Genomic DNA, 22,039 nt, shown 5'->3' with positions numbered 1-22,039 from the left:
TTTCTCAGTTGTTGCCGACTAAAATAAATCGTGAGATTGGCACCGATAAAAAAATCCTCTCTTTCGCGCCACAGCCATTCCAGACAAGTGACAAGCAACAGCAGTTGCATATAGTGTAAAGAACTTTCCATTTCTGGCTCATCACTGTACAGTTGACTGGCATCAGGCATCATCGCATCTAGTTGCTGGGCAGTTAAAGTCATCTTCTCTCCCTCGCACTGGTTTAGCTTTATTGTGGCGGATGAGAAAGCGATCGCGCCTGAGGATTTTCTCATCACGCGATCGCCATCAAAACTTATCGAGAAAGAGGTAAGTTACTCTGGTTTCTACAATTGTGTCGTTGCAACTTCTGTCGTCCGACTTGCTGAAGATTGCAACAGCAAACCGTACTCAATTCCCTCGACGACTGCCTGATAAGAAGCTTCCAGAATATTGCTAGAAACCCCTACAGTTGCCCAGCGCTGATGACCATTGCTAGATTCCACGAGAACACGAGTTTTGGCTGAAGTCCCCGCGCCACTGTCGAGAATCCGCACTTTGTAGTCGGTCAAGTGAAATACAGCAATTTCTGGATAGAAATTGACTAAAGCTTTGCGTAATGCAGCATCCAACGCCGAAACGGGACCATTTGCTTCCGCAGCTTCCAAAATATCTTTGCCATTGACAGCGACTTTCACAGTAGCAAGGGCGTTTGCATTCCTGACGATATCGCAGTGGACTTGAAAGCCTTTGAGTTCAAACATTTGCTGTCGCTGCCCCAATGCCTCGCGCATCAGCAAATCGAAACTTGCTTCTGCTGCTTCAAACTGATAGCCTTCATTCTCCAGTTCCTTGAGGCGGCGTAAAAGTTGGCGACAGGCGGGATCTTGCTTATCTAAGTCAATACCAAAGCTGCGAGCCTTTGCCAAAATATTACTTAATCCAGCTTGGTCGGAAATCACAATTCGACGCTCGTTGCCGACTTGTTCTGGCTGAATATGTTCGTAAGTTAACGGGTTGCGCTCAACCGCTGAAACGTGGATGCCGCCTTTGTGAGCAAACGCAGAACGACCCACAAAGGGTGCGTGTTCATCGGGAGCAAGATTGACGACTTCGCTGATTGAACGACTGGCAGCTGTCAGATGTAGCAGTTGTTCGTCTTGAATACAGTCATATCCCAGTTTGAGTTGCAAATTGGGAATCACAGAGCAAAGGTTAGCATTCCCGCAGCGTTCGCCGTAGCCGTTGATTGTGCCTTGCACCATTCTGGCTCCTTCCATGACGGCTGCTAAAGCATTCGCTACCGCTGTATCAGAATCATTGTGCGTGTGAATGCCGAGAAGCGGTAAGTTTCGAGTTTTGAACTCACTGTTGGCTTCTGACTGCTGAGCGCTGATTCCAATTACACTGGCGACATCCCGGACAATTTGGCTAATTTCGTGAGGAAGCGTGCCGCCATTGGTATCGCAGAAAACGAGCCATTCTGCACCGGCTGCGATCGCGGTTTCTAAGGTCTTGAGGGCATAATCCCGATTGTGCTTATAGCCATCAAACCAGTGTTCGGCATCGTAAATCACCCGCCGCCCCTGACTGCGGAGATATTCAATCGTATCTCCAATCATCGCCAGATTTTCTTCTAAGCTGGTCTTCAGACCCTCTATAACCTGTAAATCCCACGATTTACCAAAAATTGTCACCCAGCGGGTTCCCGCCGCGAGAATCGGCTGCAACATCGGATCTTCTGCCGCAGTTGTATTTGGACGGCGAGTAGAGCAAAAAGCGACAACTTCCGCTGAGGAAAGCGGTTCTTCTTTCAATTGCCAAAAAAATTGTACATCTTTGGGATTCGCCCCAGGCCAACCGCCTTCAATAAACGGAACACCCAACTTATCTAGCTTTCGGGCAATTCGCAACTTGTCTTCGAGTGATAACGATAGCCCTTCGCGTTGGGCACCGTCGCGTAACGTCGTGTCGTAAATCCAAATTCGGTTTGTTTGATCTGAGTGCATGGGAAGTTGTCGCCGAGGGAGAAAATTTAACAGCTAATTTTGTAAAGAACTGTAAAAATAAAGTGAAGATAAATCGTCACTCAAGAGGCTCGTTGAATCCATCATTATGCCAAAGGTAACAGCTCAAGGAAAAACGTTTGAGTGCAGTACGGGTGCTAACCTGCGTAAAGTGCTACTGGAAAATGGCATCGACCTCTACAATGGCAAGGCAAAAATCATTAACTGCCAGGGAATTGGCACCTGTGGCACCTGTGCAGTGGCAGTAGAAGGAAACGTTTCCGAAGCCAACTGGAAAGATAAAACCAGGCGATCGCTTCCTCCTCATTCTCCCACGGCAAACCGTCGCTTAGCTTGTCAAACCCAGGTTTTAGGAGATGTCAAAGTAACCAAATTTGATGGATTTTGGGGACAAGGCACTCAAACGGTTTGGACGCCGCAAAAATAAAACAATTTCAGTTTTAAATTTTAGATTTTGGGTTATAAAGCGTGTCACAAAATCTTGATTTACAGTCGGAATCAGCCCAGTCGGAATCAGCGCAACCCACTCATTTCGTTTTTCGCATTTCCCCCCTGATTCGCATCACGTTGATAGCACTTTACCTGGCACTGACGATTCCGCTACCGTTTTTGTCACAGGCATCTGCGTCACCTGTACCGCCTTGGTTGCTGTGGCTGGGAATTGCCTTAGGGTTAGTCCCATTATCTGGCGTCCTCAGCGAACGGGTAATTGTGGATGATGAAAAAATCCAGGTCACTTATCCTCGCTGGGTTCCCGTTTTCTTCCGCAAGGGTTGGTCGTTAGCTTGGGCAGAAGTCAAAGATTTAAAATTTCGCTCGACAGGGCAAGGTGGAATCGTTTATTACTTTGTAAGTAAGTCAGAGCAAAAAGCTTATTTGCTCCCGATGCGGGTCGTTGGCTTTGCTCGGTTAGTTAAACTGGTGGAAGACAAGACGGGAATTGATACAACTGATGTTCGTCCTTTGTCTCAGCCTTGGATGTATCTAATTTTGTTAGTGTTCTTGCTGCTGCTTTTTGTTACAGATGCGTGGACAATTTGGATGGCGACTACACAAGGACAATTAACATAATTTTTTGAACTACGAAGACACGAAAGCACAAAAAAATTTGCTGCGGCTGGAACGGGTAAGCCTTGCAGCGCCAGTTGGTTCGCAGTATTTATTGAAGGAGATTTCGTTTGAGGTATTTCCGGGCGATCGCTTGTGTTTAATTGGCCCTTCTGGTGCCGGAAAAACCTCGCTATTGCGGCTATTAAACCGGCTATTAGAACCCACTGCTGGCACAATTTACCTAGAAAATCAAGATTACCGAAAGCTTCCGGTTATCCCGTTGCGTCGGCAGGTTATGTTGGTTTCTCAAGAACCAAAACTTTTGGGAATGACGGTTAGAGATGCCTTAGCTTATCCTCTGGTTTTGCAAGGAGTCACAAAACAGGTAATTCAGCAACAATTGCTCAAATGGATCGAGCAATTGCACCTTCCAGAAGATTGGTTAGGGCGGACGGAAGTGCAACTGTCGCAAGGACAGCGGCAATTGGTTGGAATTGTTCGCGCCTTGATGATTGAACCTAAAATTTTATTATTTGATGAGCCAACGTCTGCCCTAGATGCGGGTCGTGCTGCTTACGTCCTGCAAGTATTGACACAACTGTGCAACGAGGGAAAAACGACAGTGGTGATGGTCAATCACCAGTTAGATTTAGCCCAAATGTTTTGCAATCGGGTTTTGTATTTGCAGGATGGGCAGTTGCTTGAGGATGTCTCAGCAACGCAACTAGACTGGGCTAATTTACGCGATCGCTTTATCCAAGCAGAAGCACAAGCTGCTCAAGATTGGGGTTAAGGGTAATTAGTAATTGTCATTGGTGATAAGTCATTAGTTAGTAGGAACAAACTAATGACTATCGACTGATAACAAATAATCTTTTACCCAATGGACGGATTATTTCTTCGTAGCGATCGCTAATTTTGCACCTTTAACTTTACGCAGCTGATCCATCACCGCCACGACTTGACCGTGATTAACTCCTTCATCAGCATTTAGCACGACAAGGGTTTCTTGCTCAGATGGAATTAGCGATCGCACTCCGGTTTCCAGTTCCTCTAAATCAACGGGCTGGCGGTTCAGTGCGATTTCTCCCTCTTCGTCAATTGACACCGTTACGGGTGTCGATTTTTGAGATTGTCCGGTCGCTGCTTTCGGCAAATTTACCGATAGTCCTTCTGAACGGGTCAAAAACAGCGTGGACATGATGAAAAAGGTCAAAATGGCGAAGATTACATCGATCATCGGCACGATGTTAATCTGCACTGGGATATCCGGCTCATCGGGTAGTCGCATAAGAAGGCTCTCCTTTTTCATAACGGCGGCGGTATAACAGTTCTAACTGACCGCCGTACTCTTGAATGTGTGCCATCTGCCTCTGATAAAACCCGCGAAAGGCATTGGAGAATACTAGGGCAAAAATAGCAACAATTAACCCGGTGGCGGTGGAAACTAATGCCTCACTAATCCCTGCTGTAACACCGACCGTCTGGCTACCTCCGACGCTCCCTAGCGTCAGCGAGGCAAAGGAGTTAATCAATCCTAAAACCGTTCCCAGCAACCCCAGCAGAGGGGACAGGGCGATGATCGTTTCAAACACCACATTGAATCGCTTCAATCCCGGTAACTCTGCTTGCGCTTCACTTTCTAGCGCTAATCGAAATTCTTCTGGATTGGGTTGTTCCAGTTCCAATGCTGCCAAAAAGATTCGCGCAATCGGCAAGTCAGCATTCTGCTTGAGCCGATGCACAGCAGCTTCGGGATCGTGCTGATAAAGCTTCATCACGTCTCGGACAACCCGACCTTGCCGTCGGTTAATGCCATACCAAAATCTTGAACGCTCTATTACTAGGGCGATCGCTAATATAGAAAATGCTAGGAGTGGCCACATGACCACGCCGCCCGCCGCAAAAAGATTACTAATTCCCATCTAAGTTTCTCTAGGGCACTCAACAAGGCTTAGCCTACCAGCTTACTTGAGTCTTAAAGCTGATAGAAGTTCTCAAGAGAAATTAAACCTAATGAGAATCTATGTCAAGCAGTTCTCCACAACTTGGGGAATAATGATTTTTGTTAAGTAATTTTAACGGAACTGTTGAAAAGGTTGAGAAGCCTATCAAGGAAAGGTTTGGAGAGGGTTTGGCTAAGGTGATAACAGCCCATTTTCCTGGTTCTCCCTCTTGACATTTACTTCAGTGCATCTTACCTTGACCAAACAAGTGCAAATAACTTGCAATAATATATGGGCTTGTCAACTGTTGCTGTTCAGCAGCGAGAAAAAGAAGAAGAGGCTCTGAGGTCTTTTATTGCCTATAGCCTCATCGGTTCCCTAGCGCTCCATATCGGAGTATTGGCGATGAGCAATCGTTGGGTGAAAACATCTGACATTATTGCAGAAGAGCCAATGGAAGTTGTGGTTCTCGATCCTGAGAGCCTTGAAGCTTTGGAACCAGAGGAAGATACACCAAAAGAAGATCAACAAGAGCAGACGCCATCGGCAGCAAGTTCAGTTGCAGCCGGAGGTTCTCGCATACTTACGGGTTCTAGGCAGGAATCGGAAGAAGGTTCAGTTGCAGCAGAGAGTTCGAGTCAAAGCAGTACACCCGATACCAGTACAGCTACGCCAGCATCTCAACCTCGCACGGAACCAAAAGCGATCGCTCGCTCTCCACTAGTAGCGTCGCAACCCGCGCCTACACGCCCTGAAGTGGTACCGCAGCCAGTGCGACAGCCGCTTGCAGTAAATTTACCTCCGTTCCGACCCTCTCAAACGCCCAAACGAGTCGAGCAACGAGTCGATCCCGATCGAGTGGCAAGCGTGCCACCCACACCAGTAGAAAAGACGTCTTTGGAACGCACTGACGAACCCAATCGAGCCAGTAACTCGAAACCGATTCCCCAGTCTAGCTCGGTTGCCGTTGCGCCGTCTCCACAGAGTGACAAGCCAGCAGCTCCAACACAGGCGAGTCCTTCTTTCCAGCAACAAACGTCTGAAAGATTTAGAGATTTAGTTAGAGGAATTACCGGCTCCAGACAAACTCAAGAAAGTGCAGGAAATAGCGCTAGCCAAACTGAGAAAAGCAGTGCCATTGGCGGCTCTACTGTGGCTGCCGGAACGGGAAGTCTGCTAGGAAGTGGTTCTGGTACAGGTAGTAGCACTGAAGGCTCAGGACAAGGAAGCGGTAGGGGCACTGGTACAGGTAGTAGCACTGAAGGCTCAGGACAAGGAAACGGTAGGGGCACTGGTACGGGTAGTAGCTCTAGTACAGGCTCAGGACAAGGAAGCGGTAGGGGCGCTAGTACGGGTAGTGGCACTGGCACCAGCAAAGAACCGGGAAGCGGAAGGGATGTAGCGATAGTTCCGGAAAATTTCAAACCGAGGACTGAGCCAAGAACCGAGCCAAGAACTGAGCCGAGAGAGAGGGATGAAGAACGTCCTTCGAGGAGATCGGGATCGAGCCGAATCGGTTGTGTTAAATGTGACAAGCCCGACTATCCAAGCAATGCGAGACGGCAAGGCGTCGAAGGCGCATCCAAGGTCAGTGTTGATGTTGACGACAAAGGAAATGTCACTAATGTTCGGCTGTCGCGTTCCAGCGGTAGCAGCGAACTTGATGAAGCTGCCGTGAGAGCCGCCAGAAATTGGAAGTTCGATTCTTCCTCTGGTAGACGACAGGGGGTTGTGGCTTCAGTTGATTTTCAGCTAGAAGGATCGGAGCGATCGCGTCGTTCTCGCGAACGTCGTCGCACAGAATCGGCATCTTCCAGCCGTAGCTCGGAGTCATCGACTCCCCGGCGGCGGCGGCGTTTGGAAACAGCATCTTCTTCCACGAGTGCTTCGGAAACACGCCGGATTAGTCGGCGGCGGCGTTTGGAAACGGCTTCTTCTTCCACGAGTGCCTCGGAAACGCCGCGTCGTTCTCGGCGGAGGCGTCTGGAAACAGCATCTTCTTCCACGAGTGCCTCGGAAACACGCCGGATTAGTCGGCGGCGGCGTTTAGAAACAGCATCTTCTTCCACAAGTGCCTCGGAAACACGCCGGATTAGTCGGCGACGGCGTCTGGAAACAGCATCTTCTTCCAGGAGTGCCTCAGAAACGCCGCGTCGTTCTCGGCGGCGGGTCGAATCTGCGGCTGCCAGTCCGTCCCAGCAAGCCCCACGGGCACGGCGGCGTCGGGTGGAATCTGCCTCTAGTTCGACCTCTAGACCGTCACGGCAAGCCCCACGGGCGCGGCGGCAGCGGCGTCTGGAAGCCGGTTCAGCAAGTCAGGCACAACAAGCTCCACGGGCGCGGCGGCGGAGAGCTGCACCTTCCTCAGCAGAATCATCGGGTTCAGCTACTACGAACAATGAATAATTGCCTCTCAACCAGAGTGGGTATAGACTCTTGAACTGATTGTTGAATACCCAATCACTCGTCACTAAGTAGATTTATGAACATCAAGACAGCGATCGCAATTCTAGGAGTTGTTATCGGAGTGGGTGGAGTGAACCCTGTAGTTCGTGCCCAAACTAAACCATCCCCCACTCCTACCAGTCCTCAAATCAAACCATCCCCCGCTCCTACTAGTCCCCAAATTAAACCGTCTGCTCCTACCAGTCCTCAAATTAAACCGCCTGCGTCTACCAGTCCTCAAATTAAACCACCTGCTCCCAGCAGTCCCCGCCTCCAAGGGAATCCTGAGGCGCTGCTCCAACAGGGTTTGGACAAACTTGATGCGGGAGACTACAAGGCAGCCGTCGATCTGTTGTCGAAGGTGCTAGAAGTAAATCCCAATGATACGGAAGCTTACTATAACCGAGCCGTAGCTCTTGTTGAGCTAGAGGACTACGAGAAAGCGATCGCTGATTACAGCAAAGTGCTGCAACTCGATCCCAAGGATGATGAAGCTTATTTGAATCGAGGGCTAGCTCGGACTGAGTTAGAAGACGACGCCGGAGCGATCGCTGATTACAGCGAAGTTATCAAACTAAAGCCCGATCAAGCAGAAGCTTACTATCAGCGAGGAATCGCTTATGCTCAGCTAGAGGAAGATAATAAAGCGATTGAAGACCTTCAGAAAGCCTCTGAACTCTTCGCTACGCAAGGCAAGCCAGATGAGTCCAAAGAAGCACTGGCGCTGATCAAAAAACTTCAGCCATAGCCTGAATCGAGAGGCTGAGCGTCGCTCAGCCTCTCAGCGTTTTTTTGAATTTGATGTGATAGATTTTTGACCCGCGCCGCCGCTTCAGGAGTCGCGCTTCAGGAGTCACTAAGTGTGTTAGGGTTTTTTCGCTGATTTTTCAGACACTCTAGTTTCGCGTGTTGAGTTGGCGCGTGTTGAGTCGGTGCGTGTAGAGATTGGCTGCGATCGCCCTCGTGATTTCTCTAAGACTCAATATTTTGTAGCCATCGGATCGATTAACAAGGCGAAAAGCAATCGTTCTCCACTCTAAACCAGCCTGCTGGTGGATTAAATTCGCCTTTCTTGAATAACTTTCTTAATTAGAGAAAACACTTTTATGAGGTTTTGTCAATTATTCGCTTGCTTAACTTCTTTAACCAATGTTTAAAGAAGTTAAGCTTGAGCCAATTACTGAAGAACAAGTGTCCAAAACTAGCCATTTGTCAATCTTTCTCTTAGGCGATGCCTCTAAATTTTTCCACTTGACTTTTGCACAGGCGTCGTTTTATCTTAACCACACTAATGATAATTAATTGCAATAAAAATCAGGCTTGTTAACCAAGACCTGGGTGCATAAATTAGGTGTGTGGAAACGGAATGAAACTACAGCAATTACTTCCTGGCTTGTTGCTCGCAGGCTCAGTTGTCATGACAGTGGCTCAGCCAGTACGAGCTGATGTCGTAGTCACAGGCGTGCAACTCAACTCAACGCCCGACGGCTTGCAAGTGATTTTGCAGACGACAAATGGAGCAGCGCCCCAAGTGGTCACATCCAGCTATGACCAAACCCTGCTCATTGACCTGCTTAACGCCCAGCTAAGCCTTCCAGAAGGGGATACGTTTACTCAGGACAACCCAGCTTTCGGCATAACTTCTTTAACCGTAAACCGCTTGTATGGCAACAGTGTTCGGGTAACGATCAAAGGCGTCGCAGAACTGCCAGTCGCAGAAGTCGTGCCGAGTCCGCAAGGAGTGGTACTCAGCTTAACAACCGCCTCCGAAACAGCAGAGGCTTCCCCTCCTAGCCAAACGCCAGAGACGGCTGACTTTGAGCCTTCTGAGTCGCCCCAGACCCCTTCAGAGGCTGAACCTGGTGACGAAACCCAACCAGATGCAGATGCTTCAGTTGAAGAGCCAGAAGAAATTGAACTGCTGGTCACGGGTCAGCAAGAAGGCGGATATAGAGTCATTGACGCCACAACCGCCACGCGAACCGATACACCCTTGCGCGACGTTCCTCAGTCAATTCAGGTTGTCCCTCGACAGGTGATTGAGGATCAACAAGTCGTAAGAATCACAGAAGCCGCACGCAACGTCAGCGGCGTTGTGCGAAGCGAGGGTTATGGAGGCGCTACTGATAACTACACCATCCGGGGATTTGCCATCTCCAGTAACCTGAGAAATGGTTTCAGCGATGGCGGTTTTTACTCATTAACGGATGTCGCCAACATCGAACGAGTCGAAGTTCTCAAAGGGCCAGCTTCGGTGCTTTATGGTCAGATTGAACCGGGTGGTGTCGTGAATTACATCACCAAGCAACCGCTGAGCGAACCTTATTATGCCGCTTCATTTACGGCTGGAAGTTACGACTTCTATCGCCCATCGATAGATATTTCTGGCCCCCTCGATCCTGACAAAAATGTATTGTATCGATTGAATGTTGCCTATGAGAATTCGGGTAGTTTTAGAGATTTCGTAGACAGCGAGCTTTTCGTGGTTGCACCTGTCTTAAGCTTCAAGATTACCGATAAAACTACCTTAACCCTGGAGTATGAGTACCTGGATCTCGATCGAACTTTCGACCGAGCCTTTCCACCGCTAACTGCGATGTTTGATCTTCCCATTAGTCGTTATTTAGGAGAACCCAACGACAGTTACAACCATAGAAGCCATAAAGCTAGTTATGTTCTGGATCACCGTTTTAGCGAAAATTGGCGGCTCCGGAATGCTTTTTCAGCTCAAATCGTTGATACAGAGCGTAAAAATGTCCAAGCACGTACCTTCCAATTAGAGGGAGATGGACGCACCTTACGGCGAAGATATAATGACTCTGATGAAAACAGAGAAGATTATTCTCTGCAAACAGACTTGGTAGGCAAATTTAATACTGGCTCGATTAATCATCAACTTCTCATTGGGCTTGAGTTAAGTAAAATTAGAAATGGCTACACATTACGCAGAGCAAATTTCCCTTCAATTGATATTTACAATCCAGTTTACGGGTTTCCTCGTCCAAACAGTTTCGGTGACGCCTTTGGCAGAGAAGAAAACACTAATACGTTAGGTATCTATGTACAAGACCAGATAACATTGTTGCCAAATCTGAAATTACTGATTGGCGGTCGATTTGATTCGGTCGATCTTGACATCGAAGATGTTTCAGACGCTTTGAATGGAAGCGAAGCTGAAAAATCCAGCCGTTACTTTGAAGCCTTTTCACCCCGTGTTGGAATTGTTTATCAGCCTATAGAACCGATTTCACTCTATGCCAGTTACAGCCGCTCTTTTCGACCAAATATTTTTGCTTTTACGTCGAACGGACAGCTAATAGAGCCTGAAAGAGGTACCCAATACGAAGCCGGAATTAAAGGCGAATTTTTAGATGGCAGATTGTCCACGACGCTGGCAGCTTACCAGATAACGAAAACAAACGTTGCCACGGCAGATCCCAATGATAGTGATTTCTCAATTGCAGCGGGAGAAGTTAAGAGCCGAGGCATCGAATTGGACGTGAGGGGAGAAATTAGACCCGGTTGGAATGTTATTGCATCTTATGCCCACATGGATGCTTTTGTTAGCAAAGATGAGAGCATTCCTGAAGGGGACGAATTGGTTAACGCGCCAAATAATAGCGCTAGCTTGTGGATGACTTATGAATTCCAAAGAGGTGCTTTGCAAGGGTTAGGTTTTGGAGCTGGAGTATATTTCGTGGGTGCGCGGGAAGCGGAGCTTCCAAATACCATCGAAATCCCTTCGTATTTGAGAACTGATGTCGCTATCTTCTATCGGCGGAACAATTACCGCGCTGCTCTGAATATCAAGAATCTCTTTGATATCAAATATTACGATTCTCAGGGCTTCTTAGTTTACCCCGGAGCGCCTTTAACTTTGTTGGGGACATTTGGGGTGGAATTTTGATGTTTTAGGCTCTGGCTAAGCGGTTAATCTGGTATCCTCAACGCCATTCTGGTTAAAGCTCAATACTTTTCGATGAGTAAGTTTCATCGTTCAGAGATCCTCCCAACCCCCTTTTTTGAGGGGGACTATGTTTCTCTATTTGTTCAGCTCTATTTGAGAGGAACTAGCCTTACTGAAAAGTATTAGATTAAACCCGCCCTGAGGAAGCCAGAAGACAAAATTCAAAGGAAGTCTTGCTGATGAAATTACGCAAACTTGCATTGATACTGCACCGCTATGTGGGTGTAATATTCGGTCTTCTGATACTTGTAATCGGATTGACGGGAAGCGCTTTAGTCTTTCACGAAGAGATCGAGCGCGCTCTCAATTCTCATTTACATCAGGTTGCTCTGCAAGGCGAATCGGCTTCTGAGAGCCTGCGCGATCGCATATCCCCAGATTCAGCGTTACAGATCGTCCGCTCAGCCTATCCAGACTTGACGCTGTCTTATATCGATCTGCCGCGAAAGCCAGACTCGGTATACACGGTGGGGATGGAATCAAAGAAAGATGAGTTTATCTACGCTTATGTCAACCCCTACACTGGAGCCATCCTTGGCACACAACAGTGGGGACGTACGTTGATGACTTTCGTGTATGATATCCACTTCTCTCTCCTCGCTGGCAAGGTTGGCGAGAAAGTCGTTGGGATTTGTGGCTTGTTGCTGTTGCTGCTGAGCGTCTCTGGGATGATTTTATGGTCTGGTTGGAGAAGGCTCCTTTCCGGCTTCCAGATCAGGTGGCAAGCTCCCTGGCAGCTGGTCAACTATGACCTCCATAAGGTCGGGGGTATCGTGTCTGCTGTGTTTCTGCTCCTGATTGCTTCCACAGGAGCCGCAATGATTTTTCACGCGGAAACAGAGCCAGCAGTCTACTGGCTAACACAGACGCCACAACCTACTCCCTTAACGTCCACACCTCAAGTGGGCAAGTCACCTTTGACACTCAAAGAAATTTTGCCCAAAGCTGATGCGGCGTTGCCAGAAGGCAAAACCACCTTCATTTCTCTTGCTAGTAAACCGGATGGAATCGTCAGGGTCACGAAGAAATTGCCCCAGGAAATCCGCCCAGATGGTCGTAGCCGTGTCTATCTCGACCAGTACAGTGGGAAGGTCTTGCGGGTGGAAAATGCGCTGACGGTACCTCTAGGAACCCGGATTATGAATGAGCTGTTTACTTTGCACATTGGGATTTATGGTGGGCTGGGAATGCGGATTTTGTATGTGTTCGCTGGCTTGACCCCCACCGTTCTATTTATCACTGGCTTTGTGATGTGGCGACAGCGCCAGTGGGCGATCGCTCGTCGTCAAGAAGCGATCCGTCAGAGTCAGGGAATCCCAGAACCTCGCCCGAAAATCTACCCAACAACTGAAGTGCCTTGGATTTGAGGTGGGTGGCAAAGTTTATCTTATCTATCTTAAAAATTGATACTTAGCGGTGGCGGTTCTGTCCGCCTAGCATGGCAGGGGTAGCATGAGCAGGGAGCGGTTTGGAATCGTTCTCAATTATTGAGGCAACTGGTTCTGCTCCCTTAAGAATCTCTGGATTAAACCGATAGCCCACGTTGCGGACAGTTTGAATCATGCTGGGTTGTCGAGGATCGGTTTCAATTTTCTTGCGTAGGGAGAGGACGTGAGTATCAATAGTGCGTGGATTATCGATAGCGTCAGGCCAAGCGCGGCGCAGTAGTTCGGAACGGCTCAGCGCTACTCCTCCAGCCTGTGCCAGAACGTAAAGCAGGCTGAACTCTTGGGGCGTCAGGTCAATGAATTCTTCTTTGAAGCGGACGCGGCGCTGCACTAAGTCTATTTTTAGGTCGCCATAATCTAGGGATATCGGTGCGGCTGTGACGCGAACGCGGCGAACTAGCGCCTCAACCCGCGCCATAAATTCTTGCATCCCAAATGGCTTGGTCAAATAATCGTCGGCTCCCGCTTTTAACCCAGCTACAATATCGGCTTCCATACTGCGGGCGGACAGCATCAAGATGAGTACCTGTCCCTGTTGATGAAGCCATCGGCAAAATTCAATTCCATCGCCATCTGGCAGGTCGGAATCAAGGATTACGAGTGCAGGTTGGCGAGTATAAAACGTTTCTCTACCTTGATGAACGCCAGCGGATTGACACACCCAGTAGCTTGCTTGCTGTAAGTGCCAGCCCAGTAGCGATCGCAGGTGCGGGTTCCCCTCGATGATCTGAATGCAAATCGATCCCACGGTGGCATGCTTCCCTTCAAGCTGGTGAGATTTAGCTTAACAAAGCTTATGTCAGGATTCTGTAACCAGGGCTACGAGGGGTCTAGGCTATACAATTAAAAATTAAAAGTTAAAAGTTAAAAAAATTCTATTAAAAGTCAAACTTTTGTTTTATATTTTTAATACTTTAAAAGAAATATTACAGATTTAGGGCGAGTCTGAAGTCAAAGCTGCCATTTCACCAAGCAGTCAGTAAAATGAAAGTTAACGAAGGGTAACGTTTAGTCAAGTTTACTGAACGATGCCATGCCAAAAGCTTCCGATGACCAAATTAGTATACCTAGCTAAAGCAAGCAGGATGTCTTTCCTACTAGAAACCCACTGAGTGAGGCACAAGGCATGCGTGAGGCAAAAGGCATGAGACAAATCGCGTTTTGGATATACCAGGCACGGGACAACAGGCACCTCTATCCTGGTAATCGGAAATGTGGTTAAAAAACCGGAATTTTATTGACAAAAGCTTAAAATTCTGCTTAGTACAGAGACAGTCTTTGTCAACCGGCGGTTTAAACCAGCTAACGACTAAATTCAAGTGCTTGCTAGAAAAGATGGCACAAATCGCTCGGCAGGGGCATGACGTTGGGGATCAAGTTTTCTACGATGAAACTAAAGTGAGAGCGATCGCGCAACTCGCTGCTCTCGGCGGGATGAGTTTTGGTGTTATTCCCTTAATTTTCAAGGAACACAACCAAGCGTTCTCTCATCACCAAACTGGGGTGCATTCGTTTTCGGTTTCCGCACCGCAACTCCAAACCGCTGTAGTTCTGGTTAAGACACTAGCCTTAACTGAAGCAAACCCGAAGTACGCTTGCGTTTTCTAGCGCCTAGCGCCTAGCGCCCTTAATGAGTTGCCAGAATCAAAGCTAACCGCTTAGAGCGAAAGTTTCCTTCTTGCTACTTCACCCCTTATACTTCTAATTCAAACCTGATACTTCCGACCATGCTACAGGACTCTCAAACCATCCGCTACTACCAAAGACTCACCGACGCCCTCGTCGAAATGTGGAATCGGGGTTATCGTTTCGATGATTTGCGGCTGTTTTTAGATGGCTATCTCGCAGCTATGCGTCATTCTAACGTTCTGGAACCCTTTCTCATCCACCGCTTAGAAGAAGAAGTTACCCGTTACATTTACGATCCATCCAACTTTGACATGACCCAGACTCAACCTAAATCGGACTATTATTAGTTCGGGTTAGCTGCTTTGGTCAAGCTGAGGCTATCAGCATCAGCCTTGTCATCGTCGCCTGTGGATAATGTGGTTAAATTGCCCACAGGGATCGGGTTTGGGTAGACAACAGCGATCTTCCGGGTGCTGTTTATCTTTGAAGTTCAGCAGCTTCGGAATTTTTATACAGCCGATAAGGAAAAATTTGAAAAAAGAGCGTTCCCCCTTAGTATCGTTTACGTCCTAGTCCAGTCAATAATTTTATTTAGGATGATTTAGGCTGCACAGCTTTTGAATGAGCTTTTAAATTTAGTCGCAAGTTATCCTAAACCCAGTAAAAATTCCCTCCTGGATTCTTAATTTGAAGAACCAGGAGGGAATTTTCAGTTCGTATCCCAAAGCTTTAGGAAGCTAAGGCAACTTCAACCATTTCCTGCAATTCGCCCTTTTGATACAGTTCAATCAGAATGTCTGAGCCGCCAACAAACTGACCATCAACGTAAACTTGGGGAATGGTAGGCCAATTAGAATATTCCTTAATTCCCTGCCGGATTTCCCAGTCGTCCAAAATATCAATCGTGTGGTAGGGTACGCCCAAAGTATTCAGAATTTGTACCACATTGTTAGAAAAACCACACTGGGGCATCAGCTTATTGCCCTTCATAAAGACCACAATCTTATGCTCTTTGAGCAAGCTGTCAATCCGCTCTTTTAGTTCTGGCGTCATAGTTCTGCTTGGAATGCCTCTATTTTCTAGTGTAATGCCAGTGCGCGAGAACGCAATTTTTATTCAGGTTCAACCTTGCTTGGTAGCAGCCTCCCAATCTTGGGGAGTATAGGTTTTCAGTGCTAGAGCATGAATCGCTTCTGTAGCCATCGCTTGCTGCACAGCACCGTAAACCAGTTGGTGCTGTTGTACAAGCCTTTTGCCTTCAAACTGCGACGAAACCACTGTCACTTGGTAATGGTCGCCACCGCCAGTCAGATCCTGAACTTGAATCTGGGCATCTGGCATTTTGGCTTTGATCATCGCCTCTACCTGATCTGGGCTAACCATTTAAACTCCCGTATCACTTCAAGTTGCTAATTCTAATCTACCGTTTAGGTGCAGAGGAAGATGAATTGGAGCGATCGCTCGAAGAATTAGCCGGTGCAGAATCAGGAGAATCGATAAATCCAATTTCTAGCAGCTGCTGATAAGCTTTCTTGCCGAGATCCCGTGTCGGCTGCTGACTGCGAACAATCTGAATTAACAAAGGTACTGCCAAATCCGGCTGATTTTGCGCGCGATGTACCAGCGCCAGCTGATAAGTTGCCCGATCTCGAAGTTGAGCAGCTTCTACAGCCTTGCGGCGCTGGCTCTCGTAAACTCGATTATCAATTCCCGAAAAACTAGAACCCAGTTGTTGATAGAAATTTGACAACTGGTTGAAAACCTGACGAGCCTCTTGGAGCTTCTTGGCGGCTAGAGTATAGTTCTGCGAAGATACGGCACTATCTGCCTCACTCAGCAAACGGTTCCCTCCTGCCATACTCAATAAGCCACTGTCCGGATCGATCGGGCGCAGATTGTTGGGATCGGTTAAGTCTGGTTGTGTTTGACTGGTGTCTTCTGGTAAAGCAGGCATTTGGTTCTGAGCCTGCACGGGTTGTAGCAGAGCCAAAGACACTGTCAAAGGTAGGCCAGCAAGGCAGGTAAAACCGAGGCGTCGAGCAGTTCCAGAAGATACCATAAAATAACCCTATTGGGGGCTGAAAACAGAACGATGACAAACTTTGGGTATCTTAACATTGTCGGACTCACCAAGTTTAAGACCAGCCGCTGATAAATTCCCAAAGTCATGCCCTGTTTAGATTGACAAAACTATAAAAAAGTTTCCGAATATTCTTTAATAATATAAAAAATAAGGGTGGAGATTTTACGCGCAAAAGCTCAAATATCCCTAGAGCAATTCCATCTAATCTGATAAAGGACTGCGAATTTGGGCGGAGTCAAGGATTTCAATTGGATTTGTAGCCTTGTCCCGTCAACTTGCATCTTGTCCCTGCTGGTTGAAACCACCGTCACCCGTTCATCTGGCGCTAGGAGTTCCGCTAAGGGTCGATCCGCTATTTTTAGCTTAAATGGAGATGAGCGGGCGATCGCGCGATCGGCGTCAATCTGTAGCGATTTCCCAGCACCTCACTCAATATCTTGTACACGAACAGGATATTGAACGTGTTGATGCAGCGATAGCGATCGCATCATCTATTATCTTTTTGCTGCGGCTTGCTCAAGAAGAAGCGAACCTTTCCCTTAAAATTAAAAATAAATTATCTGAACTAATTCTTGTGGCTCAACTCGGAAGCCAGCCACAAAAGACTATCAAGCAGTTATTTAAAGCGGCAGAAGAGCAAGAGAAACAGGAAACGATTAGGGAAAAGCAAGAAGCCGGGGTGAGACATATCAAAGCGTTAGAGACGTTAGCTAAACGGGAAGCCGGTGCTTAGAAAGATGTCAAACGGCTGCTAGAAAGTTCTCAGGCGCAAGCTTATGATGAGGCGATGAAGTTACTTTTAAAGCTGCCAAGATTTAGCACTCCATAAAAACCAAAAGCTAGCTTTTCGGACACGCCTAAACCAAATTCACGAGCAATACAGTAGACTCCCTGCTTTTATAAAACGTTTAAATAATGTAGGTTTGATATAAACCTACATCTTGCTTCCAATCGGTCAGTGCCAGGAATAGCAGCAATTTCGCAGTTGAACTGGCGTCAAGATGACAACGTCTTTTCAAGGCAAACGCTACCCTTAAGCCCTATGCGGATTGCTTCTATTTCCGACCAACCCATTCATGAAATCCCCTTTATTACTGCTGCTGCGGCAGGTCATCTCCAGGTGGTTGAGCAAGTTTTACCGATTTTATCGGCAGAAGCTGACTCACTTCCACCTGGCTTAGACGCCATCATCATCGCTAGTGATTTACAGGGTATCAATCCCACAGATGGACGCCTTCTCGGTCATCGTGTCGCGGAAGAATTAGAAACTTTAGCGAACCTGGGACGAATTCCATCCCCACAGAAAACAGGCATTATCTTGGCAGGCGATCTTTACGCACGAAGCGATAAGCGTGGGGGTGAGGGAGATGTCCGCGAAGTCTGGCAATCTTTCAGTCGTCGTTTTCGCTGGGTTGCTGGAGTTGCAGGAAACCATGACATCTTGGGAAACACGCCAGAGGACATTAAAACCTTTAAAAAGGGGCGAGGTATCCGCTATTTAGATGGTGAAATCGCTGTGGTTGATGGATTCCGCATTGCTGGTATCTCAGGGATTATCGGCAAACCGACTAAACTTTGGCGTCGTTCAGAAAAGGATTTTCATCAAGCTATTCGCCAACTGCTTAAGGAGTTACCAGATATCCTAATTTTGCACGAAGGTCCCAACGATCCAGACGCGAAACTCATCGGAAATCAGTCAATTCGCGCTGAACTTGCCACAGCGAACGAGTTGTTAGTCATTTGCGGTCACTCCCATTGGAAGGTGCCGATGACTACTTTATTCCCAGGAGTCCAAGTTCTCAATGTAGACAGCCGCGTTGTTGTCCTCACGGTGGCAACGTCAGGGTAATTTGCTGCGAACCTTTTTTATAGACAAGGGGGCAAGGGGATGAATCATCAACGGAAAAATCGGCTTTCTCCCACTCCTCCACTTTCCCACTCCTTGATCCTCTAAAAAACCTACCCTTGTGAGGGGGTTAGGTCTGCTTTATCTGGGAAGGATTGATCCTAATAGGGTAGAAAACGAGCGTTTGTTTAAAGTCTAATTGTCATGCGGGTCTGGATTTTAGATAAAAATAAGTTATTGAGTCAAAAATTTGCTTTCCTCCAGCAGCTAGAAATTCGGCAAACACGGGCGTCAGCATTCATGAAGAAGGGGAAGGGGTCGTGGAGTGGATAGAACCGCTAAAAAAGGCACACCAGATACACCTATTGAAGGCATTGTTTGGGCAGGGACAAGATAGTTTGAGTATCAAACCTGGGGATTGGTCATGGCCTTTCTGGCTGGCTGTACCACTCTACCCATACAGTCGGCGGCGGACAATCCGCAAAGAAGTCGTGAAGGACACGATCTGGACTTTTGACCAGATGCAGGGCATCCTCTACACTGTCGTACCGATTCGCATGACCGTCGTTAAGCTCTCAGAAGGAGGTCTTCTCGTCTATGCCCCAGTTGCAGCGACCAAAGAGTGTATCCGGCTGGTTCAGGAGTTGGAAGCGAAATACGGCGATGTTAAGTACATCATCCTGCCAACTGCTTCAGGCTTAGAACACAAGGTCTTCGTGGGTCCGTTCGCCAGACGCTTTCCTGTAGCACAGGTGTTTGTGACTGAGAACCAATGGAGCTTTCCGGTGAATCTGCCGTTGAGTTGGCTTGGTTTCCCTAGCAAACGCACTCACGTACTTCCGGAGAATAGCAAGGATGCGCCCTTTGCTGAGGACTTTAATTATGCAGTGCTGAGCATCGACCTGGGGCGAGGGTCCTTTGAAGAAGTGGCTTTATTGCACAAGCGATCGCGCACGCTGCTGCTGACAGATTCGGTACTTTCGGTGCCAGAGTCTCCGCCAGAGATTGTCCAAGTTGACCCATATCCTTTGCTGTTCCACGCCAGAGATAGCGCCTTGGAACGGGTTGAAGATACTGAGGAGAATCGTCGCAAGGGATGGCAGCGCATTACGCTGTTTGCTTTGTATCTACGTCCCAGTGCCTTGGAAATGAGCGAGCAGGGGCAGGCTTTGCGCGATGCTCTGAAAGCACCAGATCGGTCAAAGAAGGCGTATTTCGGTTGGTTTCCCTTTAAATGGAAGGCTCAGTGGCAGCAGTCCTTTGAGGCGCTGCGAGGGGGTGGTCGCCCGTTCGTGGCACCGATTCTGCAATCGTTCATTTTCACCCAAGCGCCTCAAGCAGTCCTTGATTGGGCGGACGAGGTGGCAAGCTGGAATTTCCAGCGAATTATTCCTTGCCACTTTGATGCGCCGATTGAGGCAACTCCCGATCAGTTCCGGCGGGCGTTCGCTTTCCTGAAGAAGAAGTCTTCTATCGGTGAGGGTTTCTTAGGGGGTGGAAGCCAGCCTTTGCCTGAGGAGGACTTTGAATTCATTAGAGAACTCGAAGAAAATTTGACTAAGCGCGGCATCACATCGCCACAGAAGGAAAAGGTATGAGGCGGTGATTTTTGCAATTAGGTTCTTAGCCTGAATATACTTCAATCACTATACCCCCAACCCTTCCTTCGTCAGCTCTGCATTTGATTCCATCTATATAGCAGAAGTGGCTTTTGTATTCTTCGTCGTCGTTGCTGTCTGCATAATATGCGATGTATCCACCTGACATGGAACTATTGTAAAAATGCAGTTTTCTGCCATTAATATCTGTCGCTTTGCTGCGACAGTCACTACAAATGTATTCCGGGTATCGAAGAGAAGGAGCCACCCCAGTATGACAAATGGGACAGGTTTGTTTGGTCATGCTCAAAACTATTTTTATACTTGTATGACTATAGCCTCAACTTAATCAAAGCCACTGCTCAATAAGACGGGCAGAAATATGTATAACTGATTAAGTATTGCTGTAGGACTAACTACCCTGACTAAGACAGTAGCGATCGCATCCCGTGCTGCTTCGGCTTTGAAAAGTGGAGTTAGAGGGAAAGGATGCGATCGCGCCATAGGCATTTCCCGATGTTCAGGTATCTATTGAGAGACTTTTTGCTTAAGTGAGATCGCTCCTATTTGAGCGGATCAATCACTTTCCGTGCTGCTTCGGTTTGAGAAAAGTGGAGTTAGAGGGAAAGAATGGGATCGCTCTGTTTTATCAAGGCATTATCGAGAATATAAAATATTTTACGAGTTTAATTTAAAAAACAACATAACTTATAAAAAATTAGTAAACACTCTAAAGGTTTGGCATTTTTCGGAGTATTTTTTAAACTAAATATATATAATTATCTCTAATTACATAGTAAAAATAAGGGCTATGTTTCCCAAATACAAAGAAATTTACGTACCACTACTTGTCGAGCTAATTCGGAGAGGTGGGCAAGCTGAACCGTCTGGAAATGATGCTAAGGGGAAGACGGTTTACGAAGCACTGGCTGATTATTTCGAGTTATCACAGGAAGCTCGAAATGAGATGATTGGAGAGGAGGGAAGGCGCGAGTCAAAATGGAAAAACATGGTTCGATGGGCGAGAAACGATCTCAAGAAGCTAGGAAGACTCAGTTCAGCAAGTCGCGGCGTTTGGTCTATAACTGAGGTAGGAAAAACCTTTTTAAATGAGGTTGAGAGTGAGAATGTTGGAAGAGGTATTATCACCTTCGAGCGAACAGTCAACCTACACACGTTTCGAGAGAGACAGAAAGAGGCTGCCGAGATTGGCGAACTTGGAGAAGCCTTTGTGCTTCGCTATGAACAACAAAGATTAATTGATCAAGGGCAATCTGATTTAGTCCAGAAAGTCCGTCAGATATCGATAGAAAACGTAGCCGCTGGTTATGATATTCTCTCCTTTGATATTCATGGAAACGAAAAATATATTGAGGTGAAAACAAGTAAATCCGAAATATTAAGTTTTGAACTCACCAGCAACGAATTGAAGATTGCTAATAAATACCGTGCAGCATATTGGATTTATAAGATAACAAAAATTAAAAGCAATTCACCCAAAATTCTACAAATTCAAGATCCTACTGCTTTAGCCGAAGAAGGGAAACTGATTTTGAAACCAACTTCATACGCAGTTAGTATGAGTGAAACATTCGAGGAGTAATTTGACTGTATTTCTCTGTCCTCCTACTATTTAGGGAAATCATAAATTAGTTATGGTATAGCAATAGCAAACTTGGTTTCAGATGCCGACGGCCCAATCAAAGAGCGATCGCGCTCATATTCAGGCATCAGCATTCTGAAGTCCAGGGACTTTTAGATAGATGGAGGCAATATCGCAGCGAAAATCGATACTTGCAAAGTAAACTTCATCTCCTTGGCGGTAGATTTGAGAAACCCAATCGCCTGAGTCGGAAAAGCGAAAACACTCAACGCTCATCTGAGATTGATGAACTAACACATATTCTTGTAAAGATGGCGACGTTTGATAGTCAGCAAATTTCTCTCCTCTGTCAAAAGCTGCTGTTGAGGGAGATAGCACTTCAATGACCAAAATGGGATAGAGGATGAAGTCATCTGTA

General features: G+C 47.2%; 22 protein-coding genes and 1 pseudogene. 13 read left to right on the top strand and 10 right to left on the bottom strand.

From position 1 onward, the window contains the following. Positions 1–203, bottom strand: a pseudogene (locus H6F50_RS12510) (Uma2 family endonuclease); the annotation flags it as partial. A 123-nt stretch (positions 204–326) separates the two neighbouring features. Beyond that, positions 327–1,988: a citramalate synthase gene (cimA, locus tag H6F50_RS12505; RefSeq protein ID WP_190428957.1), complete on the bottom strand. Its 1,662-nt coding sequence runs from the start codon at positions 1,986–1,988 to the stop codon at positions 327–329. Between the two features lie 106 nt (positions 1,989–2,094). Here cimA and H6F50_RS12500 point away from each other — a divergent pair, with 106 nt between their 5' ends. From H6F50_RS12500 to H6F50_RS12490, 3 genes are all read left to right on the top strand, one after another. Beyond that, entirely contained in the window at positions 2,095–2,433 is a 339-nt protein-coding gene (locus tag H6F50_RS12500) for a 2Fe-2S iron-sulfur cluster-binding protein (RefSeq protein ID WP_190428956.1), read from the top strand. 116 nt (positions 2,434–2,549) lie between these two features. Beyond that, positions 2,550–3,077 carry a hypothetical protein gene (locus H6F50_RS12495; RefSeq protein ID WP_190428958.1) on the top strand — a complete coding sequence of 176 codons (528 nt, stop codon included), beginning with the start codon at positions 2,550–2,552 and terminating at the stop codon, positions 3,075–3,077. Positions 3,078–3,081: 4 nt separating this feature from the next. Beyond that, the gene (locus H6F50_RS12490) at positions 3,082–3,849 is read left to right on the top strand and encodes an ATP-binding cassette domain-containing protein (RefSeq protein WP_190428955.1); all 768 of its coding nucleotides are present in this window, start codon (positions 3,082–3,084) and stop codon (positions 3,847–3,849) included. A 99-nt stretch (positions 3,850–3,948) separates the two neighbouring features. Here H6F50_RS12490 and H6F50_RS12485 read toward each other — a convergent pair whose 3' ends face one another. Together H6F50_RS12485 and H6F50_RS12480 are read right to left on the bottom strand one after the other, a co-directional pair. Further along, on the bottom strand, positions 3,949–4,347 hold the full coding sequence (locus H6F50_RS12485; RefSeq protein WP_190428954.1) for a biopolymer transporter ExbD: 399 nt from the start codon (positions 4,345–4,347) through the stop codon (positions 3,949–3,951). Beyond that, the gene (locus H6F50_RS12480; protein ID WP_190428953.1) at positions 4,331–4,981 is read right to left on the bottom strand and encodes a MotA/TolQ/ExbB proton channel family protein; all 651 of its coding nucleotides are present in this window, start codon (positions 4,979–4,981) and stop codon (positions 4,331–4,333) included. Before H6F50_RS12480 ends, H6F50_RS12485 begins: the two co-directional genes overlap by 17 nt. A gap of 312 nt (positions 4,982–5,293) precedes the next feature. Here H6F50_RS12480 and H6F50_RS12475 point away from each other — a divergent pair, with 312 nt between their 5' ends. From H6F50_RS12475 to H6F50_RS12460, 4 genes are all read left to right on the top strand, one after another. Next, a complete protein-coding gene (locus H6F50_RS12475; RefSeq protein ID WP_190428952.1) occupies positions 5,294–7,408 on the top strand; it encodes an energy transducer TonB in 2,115 nt (704 codons plus the stop codon). A gap of 76 nt (positions 7,409–7,484) precedes the next feature. After that, entirely contained in the window at positions 7,485–8,195 is a 711-nt protein-coding gene (locus H6F50_RS12470) for a tetratricopeptide repeat protein (RefSeq protein WP_190415592.1), read from the top strand. Between the two features lie 618 nt (positions 8,196–8,813). Next, positions 8,814–11,354, top strand: coding sequence for a TonB-dependent siderophore receptor (locus H6F50_RS12465; RefSeq protein ID WP_190428951.1), 2,541 nt, complete (start codon positions 8,814–8,816; stop codon positions 11,352–11,354). Positions 11,355–11,593: 239 nt separating this feature from the next. Then, positions 11,594–12,781 (top strand): PepSY-associated TM helix domain-containing protein, encoded by a 1,188-nt coding sequence (locus tag H6F50_RS12460; protein ID WP_190428950.1) that lies wholly within the window; start codon positions 11,594–11,596, stop codon positions 12,779–12,781. Positions 12,782–12,824: 43 nt separating this feature from the next. Here H6F50_RS12460 and H6F50_RS12455 read toward each other — a convergent pair whose 3' ends face one another. Further along, positions 12,825–13,610: a winged helix-turn-helix domain-containing protein gene (locus H6F50_RS12455; protein ID WP_190428949.1), complete on the bottom strand. Its 786-nt coding sequence runs from the start codon at positions 13,608–13,610 to the stop codon at positions 12,825–12,827. A 587-nt stretch (positions 13,611–14,197) separates the two neighbouring features. Between H6F50_RS12455 and H6F50_RS12450 the strand changes: the two genes are divergently transcribed. Together H6F50_RS12450 and H6F50_RS12445 are read left to right on the top strand one after the other, a co-directional pair. After that, positions 14,198–14,470 (top strand): hypothetical protein, encoded by a 273-nt coding sequence (locus tag H6F50_RS12450; protein ID WP_190428948.1) that lies wholly within the window; start codon positions 14,198–14,200, stop codon positions 14,468–14,470. Positions 14,471–14,589: 119 nt separating this feature from the next. Then, complete coding sequence (locus tag H6F50_RS12445) at positions 14,590–14,838, top strand: DUF6761 family protein (RefSeq protein WP_190415582.1); 249 nt, start codon at positions 14,590–14,592, stop codon at positions 14,836–14,838. A gap of 382 nt (positions 14,839–15,220) precedes the next feature. On the opposite strand, the gene grxD is transcribed toward H6F50_RS12445, so the two are convergent. The 3 genes from grxD to H6F50_RS12430 form a co-directional block, all read right to left on the bottom strand. Continuing rightward, on the bottom strand, positions 15,221–15,544 hold the full coding sequence (gene grxD / locus H6F50_RS12440; protein WP_190415580.1) for a Grx4 family monothiol glutaredoxin: 324 nt from the start codon (positions 15,542–15,544) through the stop codon (positions 15,221–15,223). A 69-nt stretch (positions 15,545–15,613) separates the two neighbouring features. Continuing rightward, positions 15,614–15,874, bottom strand: coding sequence for a BolA family transcriptional regulator (locus H6F50_RS12435; RefSeq protein ID WP_190428947.1), 261 nt, complete (start codon positions 15,872–15,874; stop codon positions 15,614–15,616). 37 nt (positions 15,875–15,911) lie between these two features. After that, the gene (locus tag H6F50_RS12430) at positions 15,912–16,550 is read right to left on the bottom strand and encodes a hypothetical protein (protein ID WP_199292123.1); all 639 of its coding nucleotides are present in this window, start codon (positions 16,548–16,550) and stop codon (positions 15,912–15,914) included. Between the two features lie 391 nt (positions 16,551–16,941). Here H6F50_RS12430 and H6F50_RS12425 point away from each other — a divergent pair, with 391 nt between their 5' ends. From H6F50_RS12425 to H6F50_RS12415, 3 genes are all read left to right on the top strand, one after another. After that, positions 16,942–17,307: a hypothetical protein gene (locus tag H6F50_RS12425; RefSeq protein WP_190428946.1), complete on the top strand. Its 366-nt coding sequence runs from the start codon at positions 16,942–16,944 to the stop codon at positions 17,305–17,307. A gap of 309 nt (positions 17,308–17,616) precedes the next feature. Beyond that, positions 17,617–18,423, top strand: coding sequence for a metallophosphoesterase (locus tag H6F50_RS12420; protein ID WP_190428945.1), 807 nt, complete (start codon positions 17,617–17,619; stop codon positions 18,421–18,423). A 362-nt stretch (positions 18,424–18,785) separates the two neighbouring features. Beyond that, positions 18,786–20,018 (top strand): DUF4336 domain-containing protein, encoded by a 1,233-nt coding sequence (locus H6F50_RS12415; protein ID WP_347277160.1) that lies wholly within the window; start codon positions 18,786–18,788, stop codon positions 20,016–20,018. A 345-nt stretch (positions 20,019–20,363) separates the two neighbouring features. On the opposite strand, the gene H6F50_RS12410 is transcribed toward H6F50_RS12415, so the two are convergent. Next, a complete protein-coding gene (locus tag H6F50_RS12410; RefSeq protein ID WP_190428943.1) occupies positions 20,364–20,522 on the bottom strand; it encodes a hypothetical protein in 159 nt (52 codons plus the stop codon). A 307-nt stretch (positions 20,523–20,829) separates the two neighbouring features. Here H6F50_RS12410 and H6F50_RS12405 point away from each other — a divergent pair, with 307 nt between their 5' ends. Beyond that, positions 20,830–21,621 (top strand): winged helix-turn-helix domain-containing protein, encoded by a 792-nt coding sequence (locus tag H6F50_RS12405; RefSeq protein WP_190428942.1) that lies wholly within the window; start codon positions 20,830–20,832, stop codon positions 21,619–21,621. A gap of 120 nt (positions 21,622–21,741) precedes the next feature. Here the strand turns inward: H6F50_RS12405 and H6F50_RS12400 are convergent. Next, positions 21,742–22,039 (bottom strand): Uma2 family endonuclease (locus H6F50_RS12400; RefSeq protein ID WP_190428941.1); only part of this gene is annotated, 298 nt, incomplete at its 5' end.

This window comes from Coleofasciculus sp. FACHB-712 (assembly GCF_014695635.1).
Taxonomy (GTDB): domain Bacteria; phylum Cyanobacteriota; class Cyanobacteriia; order Cyanobacteriales; family FACHB-T130; genus FACHB-T130.
This window is presented reverse-complemented; position numbering and strand designations above follow the sequence as displayed.